Genomic DNA, 18,839 nt, shown 5'->3' on the forward strand with positions numbered 1-18,839 from the left:
GATTTGTGCTCGCTCCTAGTTCTCCCGGATACCGCCAAGTAACCTGATCGCGTGACCGTCCCCACCGCATCCCGGCTGCGTGGCGTAGTCGCCGCCGTCGGGCGGTTGGCCGTCGCGCTGGCCCTCGTAGCCGCGATGGGGGCCGGCGTCGCGCTGGCCTCGACCCTGAGCCGCCCGGAGGCCGCGCCCGAAGCCGGTCCGCCGCCGGAACAGGTCGTGGAACCGGCGCCGGTCCTGCCCGGCTCCGCCGCGCCGCTCGCGCAGGAACCCGCGCAGCAGCCCGCCCCCGTCGGTGAAGACCCCGTGCGGGAGTGGGCGGATCAGGTCGCCTCCGTGGTCGACGTGCCGTCCCGCGCGCTGCTCGCCTACGTCAACGCGGACCTGGCGATGCGCCAGTACAAGCCGGACTGCCGGATCTCCTGGGCCACCATCGCCGGGATCGGCCGCATCGAGTCCAACCACGGCCGCTACGGGAACCGGGTGCTCGGCGACGACGGAATGCCCTCGCAGCCGATCATCGGGATCGCGCTGGACGGCACTCCCGGCGTGCGTGCCATCGGCGACACCGATGGTGGCGCGCTGGACGGTGACCCCACGCACGATCGCGCGGTCGGGCCGATGCAGTTCATCCCGTCGACCTGGCGGAAGTGGGCCACCGACGGCAACGGCGACGGGCTCGGCGACCCGCAGAACCTCGACGACGCGGCGATGGCCGCCGGTCGGTACCTGTGCTCCAGCGGGCGCGACCTGACCACCGGTGACGGTTGGTGGGGCGCGGTGATGTCGTACAACAACTCCGTCGAGTACGGGCAGAAGGTCTACGCGATCGCCGAGAGCTATTCGAAGGCCGCCAGCAGGCGGCAGTGACCCTCCCGCGCGGAGGAGCACGCCGCGTCCGGATCACCGCGACCCGCCGGGCACGACGTGCTCGGCGGATCGCGGTCAGCCGTCGCGGCGGGCGAGCCTGGCGTTGATCTCGCCCAGCGCTTCCTGGTACGCGGGAACGGGGTGCATCGTGGCGGCCATCTTCACCTGGCTGCGGGCTTCCCGGAGCCGGCCCTGCCGCTGGAGCGTGCGGCCCAGGACCAGCCGGGCGTAGTGGTCGGACGGGTCGAGTTCGATCACCCGCAGGAACGCGAGCTCGGCCCGGCGGAATTGGGCGGAGAACAGGTAGGCCCTGCCGAGCAGCAACTGCACGGAGGGCTTGTCCTCGGCGATGTCGAGTACGGGTTGCAGTGCGCGGAGAGCTTCCCAAGGTCGGCGCTGGGCTACCAGGCTCTCCGCCCGGCGGAACGCTTCAACGGTGCCTTCGCTGCTCATGACCCGGACAACGGTACGTGCCGACCCCGGTGCGCATCGACGTCCGAGCGGATGTTATCGCCCGCCGTCCCAGCATGTGGTGATCACGCCCCGTGGTGACCTGATCGATCACGACGGGCGGGGCGTACGACACACCAAGTCGGCCGCGTCGACGCCGACGCCACCGATAGGCTCATGGTCGGTCGTCGGGCGTTCGGCGCCCGCTCGCGCGTCCAACGGCGAGGCGGGCGGGCCGCCCATACCTCAAACCCTGGTTAGGAGCACACGTGGCGATCATCGAGCAGGTCGGCGCCCGCGAGATCCTGGACTCGCGCGGTAACCCCACCGTCGAGGTCGAAGTGGCACTGGAAGACGGCACGCTGGCCCGCGCCGCGGTCCCCTCGGGCGCCTCCACCGGTGAGCACGAGGCGGTCGAACTGCGGGACGGCGACGCCGAGCGCTACGGCGGCAAGGGCGTCGAGAAGGCCGTGGAAGCGGTGCTGGACGAGATCGGCCCCGAGCTGGCCGGTCTCGACGCGACCGAGCAGCGCGTGGTGGACCAGAAGCTCGTCGACCTCGACGGCACCCCCGGCAAGTCCCGGCTGGGCGCCAACGCGATCCTCGGCGCCTCGCTCGCGGTCGCCAAGGCCGCGGCGGACTCCGCGGGGCTGGAGCTGTTCCGCTACGTCGGCGGACCGAACGCGCACGTGCTGCCGGTCCCGATGATGAACATCCTCAACGGCGGCGCGCACGCCGACACCGGTGTGGACGTGCAGGAGTTCATGATCGCCCCGGTCGGCGCGGACTCCTTCTCCGACGCGCTGCGCTGGGGCGCGGAGACCTACCACGCGCTGAAGTCGGTGCTCAAGGCCAAGGGCCTGCCCACCGGCCTGGGCGACGAGGGCGGTTTCGCCCCGGACCTGCCGAACAACCGCGAGGCGCTGGACCTCATCGCCGTCGCCGTGGACAAGGCCGGCTTCAAGCTGGGCACCGACATCGTGCTCGCGCTCGACGTGGCCGCCACCGAGTTCTTCGAGGACGGCGCCTACACCTTCGAGAAGGCCAAGCGCAGCGCCGAGCAGATGACCGGTTACTACACCGAGCTGCTCGACAACTACCCGCTGGTCTCCATCGAGGACCCGCTGGGCGAGGACGACTGGGACGGCTGGGTGCAGCTGACCAGCGAGCTCGGCGAGCGCGTGCAGCTGGTCGGCGACGACCTGTTCGTCACGAACCCGGAGCGCCTCGAAGAGGGCATCAACCGCCGCGCGGGCAACGCGCTGCTGGTGAAGGTCAACCAGATCGGCACGCTCTCGGAGACGCTGGACGCGGTCAACCTGGCCAACTCCTGCGGTTACAAGAGCATGATGAGCCACCGCTCCGGCGAGACCGAGGACACCACCATCGCCGACCTCGCGGTGGCCACCGGCTGCGGCCAGATCAAGACCGGTGCCCCGGCGCGCAGCGAGCGGGTCGCCAAGTACAACCAGCTGCTGCGCATCGAGGAAGCGCTCGGGGACGCCGCCCGCTACGCGGGTGAACTGGCTTTCCCGCGGCTCAACCCCGAGGCGTGACATCCTGGTCACCAGCGGTCGGAACGGCCGGGTGACCACGACGACAGGTGCGGACGATGCCGAGCGGGCGATCTTCTGATCGACAGCAGCGCCGTCGGGCAGGCACGGCCTCCTCGACGCGCGGGAACGGCGCGAAGCGCCGTTCGGATGCGCAGACCCCTGCGAAGCGGTCCGGGACGCGGCCGGGAACCCAAGCGGGTTCCCGGCCGCGGCCGAAGAACAAGTCCCGGTCGGAGACCGCGGGTGCGTTCAAGCTGTCGTCGACCAGGCGGGCCGCGCTGCTGGCGCTGCTGCTGTGCGCGATGGCGCTGAGCGTGTCCGTCCCGCTGCGCACCTACCTCAGCCAGCGCGGCGAGCTGGCCGCGCAGGAGCAGCACCGCGCCGAGCTCACCCAGCAGGTGCGGGAGCTGGAGATGCGCAAGGAGCAGCTTTCCGACCCGGAGCGGGTGGAAGCCGAGGCCCGCTCCCGGCTGGGTTACGTCCGGCCCGGCGAGACGCCGTACATCGTGGAACTGCCCGGCCGACCGACGGCGCCGCCGGCGACTCCGGCACCGGAGGACGACGGTGCCTGGTATTCGGATCTGTGGAAGTCGCTGACAGGGAACTGACGTGATCAACACTTCGACGGTCGCCGCGAGCGACCGGGACAGCATCGCCCGCCAGCTGGGCAGGCCGCCGCGCGGTCTGCGCGCGGTCGCGGCGCGCGACGTGGCGGGGGAACCCACCGTCGTGCAGACCAACCCGCGGCTGGAGGACGGCACGCCGTTCCCGACCTTGTACTACTTGACCTCGCCGAGGTTGACCGGTCACTGCTCCACGCTGGAGGCGGAGGGCCTGATGCGGGAGATGCAGGACCGGCTCGCCGAGGACCCGGAGCTGGCGCGGCGCTACGCCGAGGCGCACGAGGCGTACCTGGCCGAGCGGGACGCGATCGAGTCGCTGGGGACCCGGGTCACCGCGGGCGGCATGCCGGACCGGGTGAAGTGCCTGCACGTCCACGTGGCGCACTCGCTGGCCAAGGGCCCCGGCGTGAACCCGTTCGGCGACGAGGCGCTGGAGATCATCGAGCGGCGCTGGCCGGAGAAGCCGAGCACCGATCCCGCGAGCTGAACCGCCCTCCGGTGATCAGCTCGCGGGCGTGACGCGGTCGAGCAGGTCGAGGCCGAGGCCGTCCGCGGCGGTGCCGAAGGAGCGTCCCACGTCGGGGACCAGCCGCGTCGCCACGAAGGCGTCGGCGACCTCGTTCGGCGCGTGCCGCCGCAGCAGCGCGGCCTGCAGGGTCAGCGCGATCAGCTCGGCCAGGCGCCGGGCCCGGACAGGGCTCGGCGCGGCCAGTTCCGCCCGCAGCCGCGCCAGCGCCTCGTCGTAGCGGGCGTCGCCGCCGCGGGCGGTGTCGAGCTCGGCGAGCAGCGCCGCCGCCGACTCGGGCTGCTTCTCCAGCGCGCGCAGCACGTCGAGCGCGGTGACGTTGCCGGAGCCCTCCCAGATCGACATCAGCGGCGCCTCCCGGTAGAGCCGCGGAAGGCCCGACTCCTCGACGTACCCGTTGCCGCCGAGGCATTCCAGCGATTCGGCGACCGCGGTCGAGGCGAGCTTGCACACGTGGAACTTCGCCGCGGGCAGCGCCAGGCGCAGCAGGGCGCGTTCGGCGGGGTCGGCCTGCCCGTCGACCGCCGCCGCCAGCCGCAGCGCGAGCACCGTCGCCGCCTCCGACTCCAGCGCCAGGTCCGCGAGCACCGCCCGCATCAGCGGCGCGTCGGCCAGCGGTGCGCCGAACGCGCTGCGGTGCCGGACGTGGTGGGCGGCCTCGGACAGCGCGATCCGCACGTTCGCCGCCGAGCCGAGCACGCAGTCCAGCCGCGTCATCGACACCATCTCGATGATGCAGCGCACGCCGCGGCCCTCTTCGCCGACGAGGTGCCCGAGCGCGCCGGTGTACTCCAGTTCGGCGGAGGCGTTGGACTTGTTGCCGAGCTTGTCCTTGAGCCGCTGCAGCCGGATCTCGTTGCGCCTGCCGTCGGGCAGCACGCGGGGGAGCACGAAGCAGCTCAACCCGCCGGAGGTGCGCGCCAAGGTGAGGAACAGGTCGTTCATCGGCGCGGAGGTGAACCACTTGTGCCCGGTGAGCCGGTAGGTGCCGTCGGCGAGCGGTTCGGCCGCGGTGCTGTTGGCGCGCACGTCCGAGCCGCCCTGCTTCTCGGTCATCGACATGCCCGCCAGCAACCCGGCCTTGTTCGCGGCCGGCCGCAGCCCGAAGTCGTACGTCGTGGAGCGCAGCCCCGGCTCGTACTGCTGGGCCAGCGCGGGGGAGTGCCGCAGCGCGGGGACGGCGGCGAAGGTCATCGAGATCGGGCAGCCGTGCCCGGCTTCGGCCTGCGACCAGAGGTAGAACCCGGCGGCCCGGCGGGCGTGCGCGCCGGGCCCGGCGTCCGGTGCCCAGGGCGCGGCGTGCAGTCCGTGGTGGACGGCGCGCTCCATCAGGTGGTGCCAGGAGGGGTGGAAGTCGACTTCGTCGGCCCGGTGCCCGTAGCGGTCGTGGGTGCGCAGCGCGGGCGGGTTGTCGTTGGCGGCGCGGCCGTGCTCGCGGAGGGCGGCGGAACCGGCTTCGGCGGCGATTTCCCGCAGTCCGGGCAGCGCGTCGGCCCCGGCGTACCGGGTGATCGCGTCGCGCAGCGCCGGGTCGCAGGCCAGCGGGTCGAAGCCGTCGAGCGGCGGCGGCTGGTTGGTCACCCGGTGGGTGGACCAGCGTGCGGCGTCCGGATCCGCGGGACGGGAGGAACTGGAGCGAGGCTCGCCGCTGAGCATCATGCTCCGCAGCGTAGGTCACGTGGCTACCGTTAAGTAGCCTCCGCGATCTTGCCGGGTGGCCGCACGAGTGGAGATCCACTCCATCGTGTTCACGAGGACTCGATCAGTCGGCGTTGATCACAGTGCATGATCGAACCCGCTATTAATGCCACTCGATGGAGTGAGCGCGAGAGTCGCAACGCGCCGCTTCGTGCCACCGTAGTGACGGATCCACCGCTGGGAGCGATGCCCGAGCGCGGACGATCTCGTGGGGGCTGGAGGCACCGTGGCAGTTCGCAACACCCGTCCCACCGCTCGCCGCCGGAACCGGCGCAGGTGGCGGGCGGCCACCGCGCTCACGCCCACGCTGCTCCTCGTCGCCGCCTCCAGCACCCTGCTGTCCTTGCCACCGCCCACCATTCGCGACGGTCGCGCCGAGTCCGCTCCGGACGGCGGCCTCTACGGAGCCAGCGGACACCTGCCGCAGACCAGGGAACCCGGCACGCACGTCCTCGACCTCGCCGGACGACCGCAGCGGATGCCGGGCCCGCCCGACGACGCGCCGCGCGGACGCCTCGACATCCCCGAACCGATGATGGCCGCCTACGTCGGCGCCGCCGACCGGCTCGCCGGATCCCATCCCGGCTGCGGAGTGCACTGGTCGGTGCTCGCGTCCATCGGCCGCATCGAATCCGGGCACGCCCGCGGCGGGGAGATCGACGTCAACGGCACCACCCTCTCGGCGATCCTCGGGCCGCGGCTCAGCGGTGGCCCCGGCGTCGCCGCCATCCCGGACACCGACGGCGGCACCCTCGACGGCGACCCGGTGTGGGACCGCGCGGTCGGAGCCATGCAGTTCATCCCGGGCACCTGGAACAAGTTCGCCATCGACGGCAACGACGACGGCGAGCTCAGCCCGCACAACGTGCACGACGCGGCGGCCACCGCGGGCGCCTACCTCTGCGACGGCGGCGGGGACCTGCGGGAACCGCGCGCGCTCGCCGAGGCGGTGTTCCGCTACAACCACTCCGACGACTACGTGCGCACCGTGCTGCGCTGGGCGGACGCCTACGCGGGCGGCGCGTTCCCGCTGCCGCTGGAACCGCTGCCGGAGGTCGACGGGCACGACGTGCTGGCGGGCAGCCGGTTGCCCGCCGCGCAGTCCGAGCGCCCGGTGGCGGCCTCGCCGGAGGCCTTCGGCTCGGGGGCGTCGGCGCTGAGCCCGCCGTCGCCCGCCGCGCCGCCGGAACCGACCGTGGACGCGCGCCCCACGTGGCCGGGTGCCTCGGCCGGGCCGGTGGACGTCGAACCGTGGCCCGGCGCGGCGCCTCCGCCGGCGAGCGGCGAGACCGTGCCGCCCGGCGACGCCGACCCGGTCGTGCCGCCCGGTGCGCAGGACCCGGTCCCGCCGCAGCCCCCGGCGAGCGAAGTGCCGCCGTCGGAGGGCGCACCGCCCGTCGAACGGCCGCCGTCCACCGAGGCACCGCCCGAGCCGCACCTCCCGCCGGCCGATGGCGCCGCGCCTCCGGTGCCGCCCGCGTCCGAGGTGCCGCCCGCGTCTGAGGTGCCGCCGGAACCGGGCTCGTCGACCACGGCTCCCGGATCGGCGACGACGCCACCTCCCGGCTCGCAGCAGCCGGAGCCGTCCGGCTCGCAGCCGGTCCCGCCTCCTCCGGCGGGCGCGGTGACGCCGCCGTCCGCGGAACCGAGCTCGCAGCCGTCTGCGACGTCCGAACCTTCGGAGTCGTCGGTGAGCCCGTCCACCGAGCCCTCGCACCTGCCCGGTTCGGTGCCGCCGAGCCAGAGCGGAACCTCGACCCAGCCGAGCACGCCGGTCGCGACGGAGCCGGTGGCGCCGGTGCCGTGCGAGATCACCGCGCTCGACGAAGGCCGGTTCGTCCCGCGCGAGCAGGCCGAGACCGCGGGCACTCGCCTGGAGCCCGGCACCACCGACCCGCGCACCGCGGTCCCCGGCGAGGTCGTGTTCGTGGAGTCCGCGACGTCCGGACCGCTGGAGCCGTGCGAGATCCCCGCGGAGTTCAAGCCTGCCTCGTGATCATCCGATCAGGTGATCGAGTTCTGCCGCGGAGCCGGTGCGTCCGGTCCGCGGGACCTGGTTGCGCAGGGGTCGACGGCGTTCACCCTGGTCGGTGATGATCTCGGTGGCACGCGGTGCCGACACGCCACCGGTGAGTCCGCGCACGTCGATTCGGGGCAGCCGCTAGCGTGGTCGCCGATCGAGGACGGGGCGCCCGCGCGCCGCCTCGGAGCACCGACCAGAGCAAGGAGTACCCCATGTCACGGGTGGCCGCGATCGACTGCGGAACGAACTCGATCCGGCTGCTGGTGGCGGACGTGACCACGAGCTTCGACGGTGCCCGCGACCTGCGCGACGTGCACCGCGAGATGCGCGTGGTGCGGCTCGGCCAGGGAGTGGACGCCACCGGCAGGCTCGCCGAGGAGGCGCTGGAGCGCACCCGCGCGGCGCTCGTGGACTACGCCGCGATCGCGCGGCGCAAGGGCGTGGAGCGGGTCCGGATGGTCGCCACCTCCGCCACCCGCGACGCGGCCAACCGCGAGGACTTCTTCGCGATGGTCCGCGACACGCTCGGCGTGGACGCCGAGGTGATCACCGGCGACGAGGAGGCGCGGCTGTCGTTCATCGGCGCCGTCGGCGACTTCGACCCGTCCGACGGTCCGTTCGTGGTCACCGACGTGGGCGGCGGCTCGACCGAGCTCGTCGTGGGCCGCTGGGACGGCGCGCGGGCCGAGATCGAGGCGGCGTACTCCGCCGACATCGGCTGCGTGCGGCTCACCGAGCGGTGCCTGCACACCGATCCCGCGTCCGAACAGGACGTCGCCGAGGCCGAGCGGGTCGCCCGCGCGATCCTGGACGACGCCTTCGCCGCGGTCGACGCCTCCGGTGCTCGAACCTGGGTCGGAGTGGCCGGAACGGTCACCACGCTCTCCGCAGTGGCGCAGAACTTGCCGGACTACGATCCGGCGGCAATTCACCTTTCCCGTTTATCCCAGAAACAGCTCGAAGAAACGACTTCGGAGCTGTTGACGATGAGTCATGAAGAACGTGCCGCGATCGGTTCCATGCATCCCGGGAGAGTCGACGTGATCAGCGGCGGAGCGCTCGTCGTCAAGGTCATCGCCGACGAGCTGGCCGAACGCGCCGGTATCCGCGTGATGTCGGTCTCCGAGCACGACATCCTCGACGGCATCGCGCTGTCTATCAGCTAGTTCTCACAGTGTGGTCGTCCGGCTCCGGGGCGTGGGTCCTGGGTTTCTGGACCGAACCAGAAAGTGACGGATTTGTGACAGGGCAACGCAAGTGAGGGTTTCTCACATATGTTTACGCTCGTCTATCGCGGCGGTGAACAACTCCGTCGTGCGTGATGCCCCCAAGAATGGTCCTCGGGGCAGGGGTGGAAGTGGGAGGGTATTGATGCGTAAGCGACGTTTGACCGCCTGTGTGGCGGTCCCGCTGGCAGTCGGGCTGCTTGCCAGCGGTTGCGGCGGAGGGGGCAGCGCGACCGAGGAGGGCTTCATCTCGGTCAACTCCACGGAGCCCGAGAACCCGCTGGTTCCCGCCAACACCACCGAGACCGGCGGAGGCAACGTCGTCGACGCGATGTTCACCGGTCTGGTCGGCTACGACCCCGAGACCAGTGAGCCGTACAACGAGGTCGCCGAGTCGATCGACACCCAGGACAACAAGGTCTTCACCATCAAGCTGAAGCCGGGATGGACCTTCCACGACGGAAGCCCGGTCACCGCGAACAGCTTCGTGAAGGCCTGGAACTACGCCGCCTACGCGCCCAACGGCCAGTCCACGACCTCCTTCTTCGAGCAGATCCAGGGCTACCGCGACGTCAGCCCCGCCGACCCGGACGGCGACACCGGCCCGCAGGAGCCGCCGCAGCCGACCGCCCAGGAGATGTCCGGGCTGCGCGCCGTGGACGACAGCACCATCTCGGTCACCCTGGACGCGCCGTTCGCCACCTGGCCGACGATGCTCGGCTACACGGCCTTCTCGCCGATGCCGGAGAGCTTCTTCGCCGATCCCGAGGCGTTCGAGGAGCACCCGGTCGGCAACGGGCCGTTCAAGTTCGAGTCCCGGCAGCCGAACACCGACATCAAGCTGGTCACCAACGACCAGTACGCGGGGCAGAACAAGCCGCAGATCCGCGGCGTCGAGTTCCGCATCTACAACGAGCTGGAGACCGCCTACCAGGACCTGGTCTCGGGCAACCTGGACTTCGTCGACCAGGTCCCGCCGTCGGCGCTGGTCGGTAACAAGTGGCGCACCGATCTGCAGGACCGGGTCGTGGACAAGGAGATGCTGAGCAACAACGCGCTCCAGCTCCCCCTGTACGACCCGAAGCTCAAGGACCCGCGCGTCCGCCACGCGCTGTCGATGGCGATCGACCGCAAGCAGATCACCGACACCGTCTTCGAGGGCTCCTACCTGCCCGCGACCGGCTGGGTGCCCAGCGGCCCGATCAAGGGCTACGAGGCCGGCGGTTGCGGCCAGTACTGCGAGTACAACCCGCAGGAGGCCAAGAAGCTGCTCGACGAAGCTGGCGGCTTCAACGGTCCGCTGACGATCACCTCCAACGCCGACGGCGGGCACAAGGAGTGGGTCGAGGCGATCTGCAACCAGCTCAACACCAACCTCGGCGTCCAGTGCGCGTTCAACCCGGTGCCGACGTTCGCCGAGTTCCTGAAGATGCACGACGAGAACGCCCACACCGGCCCGTTCCGGTTCGGCTGGCTCGGTGACTACCCGGCGGCCGAGACCTTCCTCGGCAAGATCTACCGCACCGGCGCTTCGTCGAACTACATGCGCTACTCCAGCCCCGAGTTCGACGCGGCGATGAGCCGGGCCGACCAGGCTCCGAGCGAGGAGGAGGGCCTGCGGCTCTACCGCGAGGCGGAGAACATCCTGGCCAAGGACATGCCGTCGATCCCGCTGTGGAACCAGAAGGCCCAGTCCGGCTACTCGGACCGGATCAGCGACGTGCACGTCAGCTTCGACCGGAAGCTCGACCTGGAACTGGTCAAGCTCAATCCCTGATCGCATTGCTGCGGGTCCGGTCCGCGAAATCGCGGGCCGGACCCGCCTGCGTCCTAGAGGAGGTTCGGCGTGGGGCGCTACGTACTGCGGCGGTTGCTGCAGCTCATCCCGGTGTTCATCGGGACCACTTTCATCATCTACTGCCTGGTGTGGGCGCTCCCCGGCGACCCGTTCGCGGGTCGGTGCGGCGATCGGCCGTGCCCGCCCGCCTACATCGCGGAGATGACCGAGAAGTACAACCTCAACGACCCCGTCTACGTGCAGTACTTCAAGTACCTGTGGCAGCTGCTGCAAGGCGACTTCGGCGACACGTACTCGGGGCTGGCGGTCAACGAACTCGTCGGCAACGCCTACCCGATCACCATTCGGTTGGCGATCGTCGCGCTGGTCATCGAAGCGGTGATCGGTATCGGAGCCGGCATCCTCGCCGGTCTGCGGGGACGCGGCTTCCTCGACAGCCTGGTGTTCATGTCGACGCTGTTCCTGATCTCGCTGCCGGTGTTCGTGACCGGCTTCGTGCTGCAGGTGCTGCTGGGCACCGAGTGGGGGCTCATCCGGCCGAGCGTCAGCTCGCAGGCCACCTGGGGTGAGCTGATCGTTCCCGGACTGGTGCTGGGCAGCCTGTCGATGGCCTACGTGTCGCGGCTGATGCGCACCTCGATGATCGAGAACAAGCGCGCCGACTACGTGCGCACGGCCACCGCGAAGGGCCTGCACCCGCGCCGCGTCGTCGGGGTGCACCTGCTGCGCAACTCGATGATCCCGGTGATCACGTTCCTGGGCACCGACCTCGGGGCGCTGATGGGCGGTGCGATCGTCACCGAAGGCATCTTCAACATCCGGGGCATCGGCGGGCTGATCTACGACGCGGTGCTCACCAAGGAGGGCACCACCGTCACGGGCATCGTGACCTTGCTCGTGCTGGTGTACCTGCTGATGAACCTGTTGGTCGACCTGCTCTACGCAGTGCTGGACCCGAGGATCCGATATGCCTGAACCGACTGTCTCCGCCACCACCGCGCAGCCGACCGACTCCGAGCGGACGGCGGCCGAGCCTGCCTCGGCCGCTCGCCCCGAGAAGCCCCGCGGGCTCTGGGGCGATGCCTGGCAGGACCTGCGCAGGCGACCGATGTTCCTCGTCGCCTCCGCGATCATCCTGCTGCTGCTGGTGATGGCCGCGTTCCCGCAGCTGTTCACCTCGCTGGACCCCACGCGGGGTTCGCTCTCGCACGCGCGGGAGCTGCCTTCGGCCGAAGCGTGGTTCGGCTACGACACCCAGGGGCGCGACATCTACGCGCGGGCGATCTACGGAGCGCGCGCCTCGATCATCGTGGGTGTGCTCGCCACGGTCGTGACCGTGCTGATCGGCTCCATCTTCGGCCTGGTGGGCGGCTACCTGGGCGGCTGGCTGGACAACCTGCTCTCGCGGTTCGCCGAGATCTTCCTCGGCCTGCCGTTCGTGCTGGGCGCCATCGTCATCCTGACCACGCTGAACCCGGCCACGGGCATCCCGGACCCGGTGCGGATCATCACGCTGGTGATCCTGTCGATCTCGGCGCTGTCCTGGCCCATCGCGATGCGGATCATGCGTTCGGCCGCGATCTCGGCCCGCGAGCAGGACTACGTGAAGGCCGCGCGAGCGCTCGGTGCGAGCCCGGCGCGGATCATCTTCCGGCACATGCTGCCGAACTGCCTGGCTCCCGTGCTGGTCTACGCGACCATCGCGCTGGGCGGTTTCATCGGCGCCGAGGCGACGTTGTCGTTCCTCGGGCTGGGCCTGCGCTCACCGGTGGTGTCCTGGGGCGTGATGATCGCGGATTCGCGCGATTACATCTCCGTCGCCCCGCACCTGCTGATGTTCCCCGCAGGCTTCCTGGTGGTGACCGTGCTGGCATTCGTGATGCTCGGTGACGCCGTCCGCGACGCGCTCGACCCGAAGCAGAAGTAGGAGGTACCGCTGTGTCCGAGAAGGGCGACAACGCAGGCGGACGGCTGCTCGACGTCGAGGACCTGCACGTGGAGTTCCGCACCCGCGACGGCGTCGCGAAGGTGCTCAACGGCGTGAGCTACCACGTCAAGGCCGGTGAAACGCTGGCGGTGCTGGGCGAATCCGGTTCCGGCAAGAGCGTCACCGCGCAGACGGTGATGGGCATCCTCGACACCCCGCCGGGGTTCGTCACCGGCGGCGCGATCCGCTACGACGGCGAGGACCTGCTCACCGCCACCGAGGACCGGCGCAGGCAGCTGCGCGGCGAATCGATGTCGATGATCTTCCAGGACGCGCTCTCGGCGCTGAACCCCGTCTACACGGTGGGGTTCCAGATCGCCGAGCAGCTGCGCACCCGGCGCGGCATGTCCCGCAAGGACGCCACGGCGCGCGCGGTGGAGCTGCTGGACCAGGTCAAGATCCCGAACGCCAAGCAGCGCGTGAAGGAGTACCCGCACCAGTTCTCCGGCGGCATGCGGCAGCGCGCGATGATCGCGATGTCGCTGGCGCTGGACCCGGAGCTGCTCATCGCGGACGAGCCGACGACGGCGCTGGACGTGACGGTGCAGGCGCAGATCATGGACCTGCTCGACGAGCTGCGCCGGGACCGCGGGATGGGCCTGATCCTCATCACCCACGACCTGGGCGTGGTCGCGGAGGTCGCGGACCGGATCGTGGTGATGTACGCGGGTCGCATCGTGGAGTCCGCGGACGCCTACGGGCTCTACGAGCAGCCCGGCCACCCGTACACCGAGGGCCTGATGCGGTCCATCCCGCGCCTGGACCTCAAGGGCCAGGACCTGGAGACGATCAAGGGCCTGCCGCCGAACCTGATGAAGATCCCGAGCGGCTGCCCGTTCCACCCGCGTTGCCCGCGCGCCGAGGACCGCTGCCGCGAGCAGGTGCCCGAGCAGCACCAGCTGGGTTCGGGCCGGACCAGCGCCTGCCACTTCGCCGAGGAGCTGATGACCAGTGAGTGAGCCGATCCTCGAAGTGCGGGACCTGGTCAAGCACTTCCCGATCAACCGGGGCGTCGTCTTCCAGCGGACCGTCGGGCACGTTCGGGCCGTCGACGGCGTGTCCTTCGACCTGAACAAGGGCGAGACGCTGGGCATCGTCGGCGAGTCCGGCTGCGGCAAGTCGACGCTCGCACAGGTGCTGATGCGGCTGGAGAAACCGACCAGCGGCACGGCCACCTTCGAGGGCCGCGACATGTTCAAGATGAGCGGTCCGGAGCTGCGCAAGTTGCGCCGCGACATGCAGATCGTGCTGCAGGACCCCTACACCTCGCTGAACCCGCGCCGCACCGTCGGCGACATCATCGGGGAGCCGTTCGAGATCCACTCCGAGGTGGCGCCGAAGGGCGATCGGCGGCGCAAGGTGCAGGAGCTGCTGGACCTGGTCGGGCTCAACCCGGAGCACATCCAGCGCTACCCGCACCAGTTCTCCGGCGGTCAGCGCCAGCGCATCGGCATCGCGCGGGCGCTGGCGCTGCGGCCTAAGGTGATCGTGTGCGACGAGCCGGTGTCCGCGCTCGACGTCTCGATCCAGGCCCAGGTGATGAACCTGCTCGGTGAGCTGCAGCAGGAGCTCGGGCTGTCGTACGTGTTCATCGCGCACGACCTCGGCGTGGTGCGCCACCTGTCGGACCGGGTGGGCGTGATGTACCTGGGCAAGATGGTCGAGGTCGGCACCGACGAGCAGATCTACGAGCACCCGCAGCACCCGTACACGCAGGCGCTGCTGTCCTCTGTCCCGGTGCCCGATCCGACGTTGCGCGGCAAGCGCGAGGTCATCCGGCTCACCGGTGACGTGCCCAGCCCGGCGAATCCGCCGTCGGGCTGCCGGTTCCGCACCCGCTGCTGGAAGGCGCAGGACATCTGCGCGGAGAAGGTCCCGGAGCTGGAGGTCCGGCTGGGAGACCACCCGTCGGCCTGCCACTTCGCGGAGGAACACCCGCACGTCGTGGCGTGACGGTCCGGACGGCGCCGGGTGGCGGGATCGAATCCCGTGCCCGGCGCCGTTCGTTTTCTCCGGGGCGTTGAGCGGATCTGCTCAGCCGTCGAGCAGGCCCACTCCGCCGTAGGCGTTGGCCTGGGCGGCCTCGCCGAAGCTGATCTGGGTGTCCGGGCGCCACAGCGGTGAGAGCACCAGGCCCGGATCGGCGAGCCGGTAGCCGTTGAACAGGCTCGCGATGCGGTCGCGGTCGCGCCACAGCACGGGCGTCGGGGTGCGGCCCATCACCTCGTGCGCCACCCGCACCTGCTCGTCGGTGGCCGACACCTGCGAGATGTGCGAGATCGCCAGCCAGCTGCCGGGAGCGCTCACCGCGCGGTAGCTCGCGACCAGCGCGTGCGCTTCGGCGTCGTCGGGCACGAACGGCAGGATCGCGATGGCCAGCACCGCCACCGGGCGGGAGAAGTCGAGCATCCCGGCGACTCCGGGCGCGGTGAGCACGCTTTCCGGGTCGCGCACGTCGGCTTGGGTGATCGTGACGTTCGACTGGCCGGCGAGCATGCGCTGCGCGTGCGCCACGGCGACCGGCTCGTGATCGACGTAGCCGACCTTGGCGGCCGGGTTGATCCGGTGCGCGATCTCGTGCACGTTGCCGACGGTGGGGATGCCGGAGCCGAGGTCGAGGAACTGGTCGACGCCCTGGGAGAGCAGGAAGCGCACCGCCCGGCCGAGGAACGCGCGGTTCGCCTTGGCGTACACCGCCGACTGCGGCAGGACTTCCAGCGCGTCGTCGGCGGCCTTCCGGTCGATCGCGAAATGCGCGGAGCCGCCCAGGTAGTAGTCGTACATGCGGGCCGAGTTGGGACGGTCGGTGTCCGGTACCGAAGGCATCGACGGTGGCCCGGTGCGTTCGTTCTCGCCCATACCTTTGATGTTGCAACAAAAAATCGATCTTGACCATGCCGTGTTGGTCACTCCGCCGGGACCATGGCGGATTTCCGCCACGTCAACGCGGTGGTGCAACCGAATCGTCTTGATGCAATTCGTGATCGCATTTTCACGGAAAGTGAATAATGGTCGCGCGAAATGAGACCGCACCGTCGTCCGGGGCCGCCCGCGCATCTGCGGCAGGCGGCCCCGGAATCGCCGGCTAGGAGTCCTGCCGGATGAATTCGGCCAGATCAGCGGACTGCTGGAGCCGGGACGGCTCGTGCACGTACATCATGTGGCCCGCGTCGTAGTAGCGGACGTCGATGTTCGCGCGCAGCTCCTCCGGAATCGGCAGCCGGGCCAGCACGTGCTCCGCGGCGTAATACGGCGTCGCGCCGTCGGTGTAACCGGCGGCGACGTGCACCCGCAGATGCGGATTGGCGCGCATCGCGGCCCCCAGCTTGTCCACCACCGAGACCGAGGAACCTTCGAACTCCTTGTACGACCACGGCTGCACCCGATTGCTCAGCAATGCGTAGGGCAGGTCGTTGGCGTAGTCGAGTTCCTGACGCAGGTAGTGGTTGATCGCCGCCGAATAGGCGCCGATGATCCCGGACACGCTCGGATCGTCGGTGAGGCGTTCCCCCGCGGAGTCGGGTTCCCAGCCGAGGAAGCGCCCGTCCATGCGGCCCACGGTGCGCCGCTCGTCGCGCAGCAGCTCGGTGAAGAACCGCAGGTGCTCGATGCGCAGGTTCGCGCGGTCCACGTACTCCTCGGACAGGCCGGTGAGCTCCGCGGTGCGCCGGATGATGTCGGCGCGTTCGAACGCGGGCAGCCGCGCGCCGCGGGACAGCGCCCACGCGTAGTCCCCGGAGGCGAACTTCTCCGCCTCGTCCAGCACTTCCCGCAGCGGCCGGTCGCCGTGCCTGCCGTGGTGGTGCGCGATGGCCGCGTACGTCGGCAGGTACAGCTGGTACGGCAGGTCGTTGCCGTCGGTGAACCGGATCGTGCCCATGTCCAGCACGGACGAGATCAGCAGCAGCCCGTTGAGGTACAGCCCGTGGCGGTCCTGGAGGTGCTCGGCGAGCGCCGCCGCGCGCAGCGTGCCGTACGACTCGCCCGCGAGGTACTTCGGCGACAACCAGCGCCCGTTGCGCGAGGTCCACAGCCGGATGACCTCACCGACCGATTCGATGTCGCGCTGGTAGCCGTGGAAGTCGGCGGGTTCGCCGCCGTTGACCGCGCGGGAGTACCCGGTGGAGACGGGGTCGATGAACACCAGGTCGCTGTGCGCCAGCAGGGTTTCCGGGTTGTCGGCGAGCCCGTAGGGCGGGGCGGCGAGCGACCCGGTGTCCCCGGACACCACTCGTCGCGGCCCCAGCACCCCGAGGTGCAGCCACACGCTCGCCGATCCGGGACCGCCGTTGAAGGCGAAGGTCACCGGGCGCGGCTCGGCGCTGTCCACGACGTAGGAGGTCAGGTGGACTTCGGCCTTCGCCTTGAGCCCGTCGAACTTGCCGTCGGTGGTCGCCTCTTCGCGCAGCACGATGCGGCCGGTCGTGGCCGTGTAGGAGAGCTCACCGCCGTCCGCGGTGATCGTGTGGTGCGTGCTGACCAGGTCATCCGCCGGCTCCGCCGGGGTCGTCGTTTCCTGCCCGGCTTCGCCGGTGCTCGTTTCGGTGGCTGCCATGACCGAACTCTACGTGCCGGAACCCGCGCCCCGGCGCGGATTCTGCGACGGTGGACGCGTGATCCCCGAGCTGATCGACGACCCCGTCACCGACCCCGCCGGCGCGGCGCGCGGTGCCCGCGACCTCGGAGACCTCGACGACGCGGTGCCGCACTGCGCGGCGTGCCCGCGGCTGGTCGAGTGGCGCGAGCGGGTCGCGCGGGAGAAGCGGGCGGCGTTCCGCGGCGACACCTACTGGGGTCGCCCGGTTCCCGGTTTCGGCCTGCCGGACGCGGCGATCGCGATCGTCGGTCTCGCTCCCGCCGCGCACGGCGCGAACCGGACCGGCCGGATGTTCACCGGTGATCCTTCCGGTGACGTGCTCTACCAGGCCCTCTACGACGTCGGTCTCGCCTCGCAACCGGACGCGCACCGGCTCGGCGACGGATTGTCCTTGCGCGGCACCAGGATCACCGCGCCGGTCCGGTGCGCCCCACCGGAGAACAAGCCGACTCCCGCCGAGCGCGACACGTGCCGCCCGTGGCTGGCGCGCGAACTCCTGCTGCTGCGCGAGACGGTGCGGGTGGTGCTGGTGCTCGGCGGTTTCGGCTGGCAGGCCGTGCTGCCGGTGCTGGGGGCGGCGGCGTGGCAGGTGCCCGCGCCGCGCCCCAAGTTCGGGCACGCCGCCCAAGTCGTCCTCCCCGCCACCGACGGCGGCCGAGATCTCCACCTGCTCGGCTGCTACCACGTCAGCCGGCGCAACGTGCAGACCAAGCTGATGACACCGGCGATGCTGCGCACCGTCCTGGAACAGGCGAAAGACCTGGCGGGCCTCGGCTGATCGCGGTCGCTGGCCGACGGAGGCCGATCGATCCGGGCTGATCTCCACGGCACCGCCGGGGGCACGTATCAGGCGGAGTGGTCGTCAGCGGTGCGCAGTGCGGTGACGAACGCCGGGTGCGGGGCCGTCAGCACGACTTCGGAACCGTCCTCCGAGGTGCGCGCGCCGGTGATCCGGGGCAGCGATCCGAGCACGAACGGCACGACCGAGACGATCGCCGCGAAGAAGCCGCCGAGCAACGCCGCGCCGAGGGCAGGGCTCTGCACCCCGGTGATCAGCCGCGCCGCAAGCGCCCCGGCGATCAGCACCACCCCGCCCCAGAACAGCGCGTTCGCCAGCACCAGCCCGGCGGTCCGCTGCCGAGCGCACGTCGTGCACAGCGGCCAATCGCGCACTCTGGTGATCCGCACCTTCTGCGCGCGTTCACCGAGCCTGCCCGCCACGCCGAGCGGGTTGGCGCTCATGGCTCGGCTGCCCTGTGGTTCGGCGCGCGACTGGAGGGCGAAATCGACCGAGCGGGCCGAATTCCGCCCGTGCCGAGCGCAGCACCCCGGCAGCGCGCCAGGGGTCTCCGCCACCTGCGCGGGCACTCTGACCTGCTCCGGCAGCTCGTTCTTCCGCATGTTGACCCCCGTACGACGAGACGGACATTTCACTCTATCGGTGTGGTAAAAAGCAGCCGCCAAGCGGTTTCCTGCGAGGGTGCGGCT

17 protein-coding genes are annotated in these 18,839 nt (G+C 70.7%); 12 read left to right on the plus strand and 5 right to left on the minus strand.

The genetic code is table 11. The features are described 5' to 3' along the window. The first annotated feature begins 51 nt into the window (after window positions 1-51). Window positions 52-867 carry a lytic transglycosylase domain-containing protein gene (locus BJ969_RS01880; protein WP_343071177.1) on the plus strand — a complete coding sequence of 272 codons (816 nt, stop codon included), beginning with the start codon at window positions 52-54 and terminating at the stop codon, window positions 865-867. A 75-nt stretch (window positions 868-942) separates the two neighbouring features. Here the strand turns inward: BJ969_RS01880 and BJ969_RS01885 are convergent, their stop codons facing one another. Next, on the minus strand, window positions 943-1,320 hold the full coding sequence (locus BJ969_RS01885) for a tetratricopeptide repeat protein (RefSeq protein WP_184476704.1): 378 nt from the start codon (window positions 1,318-1,320) through the stop codon (window positions 943-945). A 266-nt stretch (window positions 1,321-1,586) separates the two neighbouring features. Here BJ969_RS01885 and eno point away from each other — a divergent pair, with 266 nt between their 5' ends. The 3 genes from eno to BJ969_RS01900 are packed head-to-tail and all read left to right on the plus strand — an operon-like array spanning window position 1,587 to window position 3,983. After that, a complete protein-coding gene (gene eno / locus BJ969_RS01890) occupies window positions 1,587-2,873 on the plus strand; it encodes a phosphopyruvate hydratase (RefSeq protein WP_184476706.1) in 1,287 nt (428 codons plus the stop codon). Window positions 2,874-2,929: 56 nt separating this feature from the next. Then, window positions 2,930-3,481 carry an FtsB family cell division protein gene (locus tag BJ969_RS01895; RefSeq protein WP_184476708.1) on the plus strand — a complete coding sequence of 184 codons (552 nt, stop codon included), beginning with the start codon at window positions 2,930-2,932 and terminating at the stop codon, window positions 3,479-3,481. Window positions 3,482-3,485: 4 nt separating this feature from the next. After that, complete coding sequence (locus tag BJ969_RS01900) at window positions 3,486-3,983, plus strand: DUF501 domain-containing protein (protein WP_184484654.1); 498 nt, start codon at window positions 3,486-3,488, stop codon at window positions 3,981-3,983. 15 nt (window positions 3,984-3,998) lie between these two features. Here BJ969_RS01900 and BJ969_RS01905 read toward each other — a convergent pair whose 3' ends face one another. Next, window positions 3,999-5,681, minus strand: coding sequence for an isovaleryl-CoA dehydrogenase (locus tag BJ969_RS01905; RefSeq protein ID WP_246456655.1), 1,683 nt, complete (start codon window positions 5,679-5,681; stop codon window positions 3,999-4,001). 265 nt (window positions 5,682-5,946) lie between these two features. Between BJ969_RS01905 and BJ969_RS01910 the strand changes: the two genes are divergently transcribed. From BJ969_RS01910 to BJ969_RS01940, 7 genes are all read left to right on the plus strand, one after another. Continuing rightward, window positions 5,947-7,716, plus strand: a complete 1,770-nt coding sequence (locus BJ969_RS01910; protein WP_343071178.1) for a lytic transglycosylase domain-containing protein — start codon at window positions 5,947-5,949, stop codon at window positions 7,714-7,716. A 239-nt stretch (window positions 7,717-7,955) separates the two neighbouring features. After that, the gene (locus tag BJ969_RS01915; protein WP_184476710.1) at window positions 7,956-8,909 is read left to right on the plus strand and encodes a Ppx/GppA phosphatase family protein; all 954 of its coding nucleotides are present in this window, start codon (window positions 7,956-7,958) and stop codon (window positions 8,907-8,909) included. A 205-nt stretch (window positions 8,910-9,114) separates the two neighbouring features. After that, window positions 9,115-10,746, plus strand: coding sequence for a peptide ABC transporter substrate-binding protein (locus tag BJ969_RS01920; RefSeq protein ID WP_184476713.1), 1,632 nt, complete (start codon window positions 9,115-9,117; stop codon window positions 10,744-10,746). 69 nt (window positions 10,747-10,815) lie between these two features. Further along, window positions 10,816-11,742, plus strand: a complete 927-nt coding sequence (locus BJ969_RS01925) for an ABC transporter permease subunit (protein ID WP_184476715.1) — start codon at window positions 10,816-10,818, stop codon at window positions 11,740-11,742. Then, complete coding sequence (locus tag BJ969_RS01930; RefSeq protein ID WP_184476717.1) at window positions 11,735-12,694, plus strand: ABC transporter permease; 960 nt, start codon at window positions 11,735-11,737, stop codon at window positions 12,692-12,694. The genes BJ969_RS01925 and BJ969_RS01930 overlap by 8 nt, the downstream gene beginning before the upstream one ends. 11 nt (window positions 12,695-12,705) lie before the next feature. Further along, window positions 12,706-13,713, plus strand: a complete 1,008-nt coding sequence (locus tag BJ969_RS01935) for an oligopeptide/dipeptide ABC transporter ATP-binding protein (protein ID WP_184476719.1) — start codon at window positions 12,706-12,708, stop codon at window positions 13,711-13,713. Next, on the plus strand, window positions 13,706-14,707 hold the full coding sequence (locus tag BJ969_RS01940) for a dipeptide ABC transporter ATP-binding protein (protein WP_184476721.1): 1,002 nt from the start codon (window positions 13,706-13,708) through the stop codon (window positions 14,705-14,707). Before BJ969_RS01935 ends, BJ969_RS01940 begins: the two co-directional genes overlap by 8 nt. A gap of 81 nt (window positions 14,708-14,788) precedes the next feature. Here BJ969_RS01940 and BJ969_RS01945 read toward each other — a convergent pair whose 3' ends face one another. After that, the gene (locus BJ969_RS01945) at window positions 14,789-15,613 is read right to left on the minus strand and encodes an SAM-dependent methyltransferase (RefSeq protein ID WP_246456656.1); all 825 of its coding nucleotides are present in this window, start codon (window positions 15,611-15,613) and stop codon (window positions 14,789-14,791) included. 226 nt (window positions 15,614-15,839) lie between these two features. Then, window positions 15,840-17,309 carry a S10 family peptidase gene (locus tag BJ969_RS01950; protein ID WP_184476723.1) on the minus strand — a complete coding sequence of 490 codons (1,470 nt, stop codon included), beginning with the start codon at window positions 17,307-17,309 and terminating at the stop codon, window positions 15,840-15,842. Here BJ969_RS01950 and BJ969_RS01955 point away from each other — a divergent pair. Then, window positions 17,308-18,129 carry a uracil-DNA glycosylase gene (locus tag BJ969_RS01955; protein WP_184476725.1) on the plus strand — a complete coding sequence of 274 codons (822 nt, stop codon included), beginning with the start codon at window positions 17,308-17,310 and terminating at the stop codon, window positions 18,127-18,129. The genes BJ969_RS01950 and BJ969_RS01955 overlap by 2 nt on opposite strands. A gap of 68 nt (window positions 18,130-18,197) precedes the next feature. Here the strand turns inward: BJ969_RS01955 and BJ969_RS01960 are convergent, their stop codons facing one another. Continuing rightward, window positions 18,198-18,752, minus strand: a complete 555-nt coding sequence (locus tag BJ969_RS01960) for a hypothetical protein (RefSeq protein WP_184476727.1) — start codon at window positions 18,750-18,752, stop codon at window positions 18,198-18,200. Window positions 18,753-18,839: the final 87 nt, after the last annotated feature.

The organism is Saccharopolyspora gloriosae, assembly GCF_014203325.1.
Classification (GTDB): Bacteria; Actinomycetota; Actinomycetes; order Mycobacteriales; family Pseudonocardiaceae; genus Saccharopolyspora_C; species Saccharopolyspora_C gloriosae.

Coding starts and splice junctions, on each gene's coding strand:
- BJ969_RS01885 (WP_184476704.1), bottom strand. CDS start 1,320: ATGAGCAGCGAAGGCACCGTTGAAGCGTTCCGCCGGGCGGAGAGCCTG.
- BJ969_RS01895 (WP_184476708.1), top strand. CDS start 2,930: ATGCCGAGCGGGCGATCTTCTGATCGACAGCAGCGCCGTCGGGCAGGC.
- BJ969_RS01905 (WP_246456655.1), bottom strand. CDS start 5,681: ATGATGCTCAGCGGCGAGCCTCGCTCCAGTTCCTCCCGTCCCGCGGAT.
- BJ969_RS01915 (WP_184476710.1), top strand. CDS start 7,956: ATGTCACGGGTGGCCGCGATCGACTGCGGAACGAACTCGATCCGGCTG.
- BJ969_RS01920 (WP_184476713.1), top strand. CDS start 9,115: ATGCGTAAGCGACGTTTGACCGCCTGTGTGGCGGTCCCGCTGGCAGTC.
- BJ969_RS01930 (WP_184476717.1), top strand. CDS start 11,735: ATGCCTGAACCGACTGTCTCCGCCACCACCGCGCAGCCGACCGACTCC.
- BJ969_RS01945 (WP_246456656.1), bottom strand. CDS start 15,613: ATGGGCGAGAACGAACGCACCGGGCCACCGTCGATGCCTTCGGTACCG.
- BJ969_RS01955 (WP_184476725.1), top strand. CDS start 17,308: ATGACCGAACTCTACGTGCCGGAACCCGCGCCCCGGCGCGGATTCTGC.
- BJ969_RS01950 (WP_184476723.1), bottom strand. CDS start 17,309: ATGGCAGCCACCGAAACGAGCACCGGCGAAGCCGGGCAGGAAACGACG.
- BJ969_RS01960 (WP_184476727.1), bottom strand. CDS start 18,752: ATGCGGAAGAACGAGCTGCCGGAGCAGGTCAGAGTGCCCGCGCAGGTG.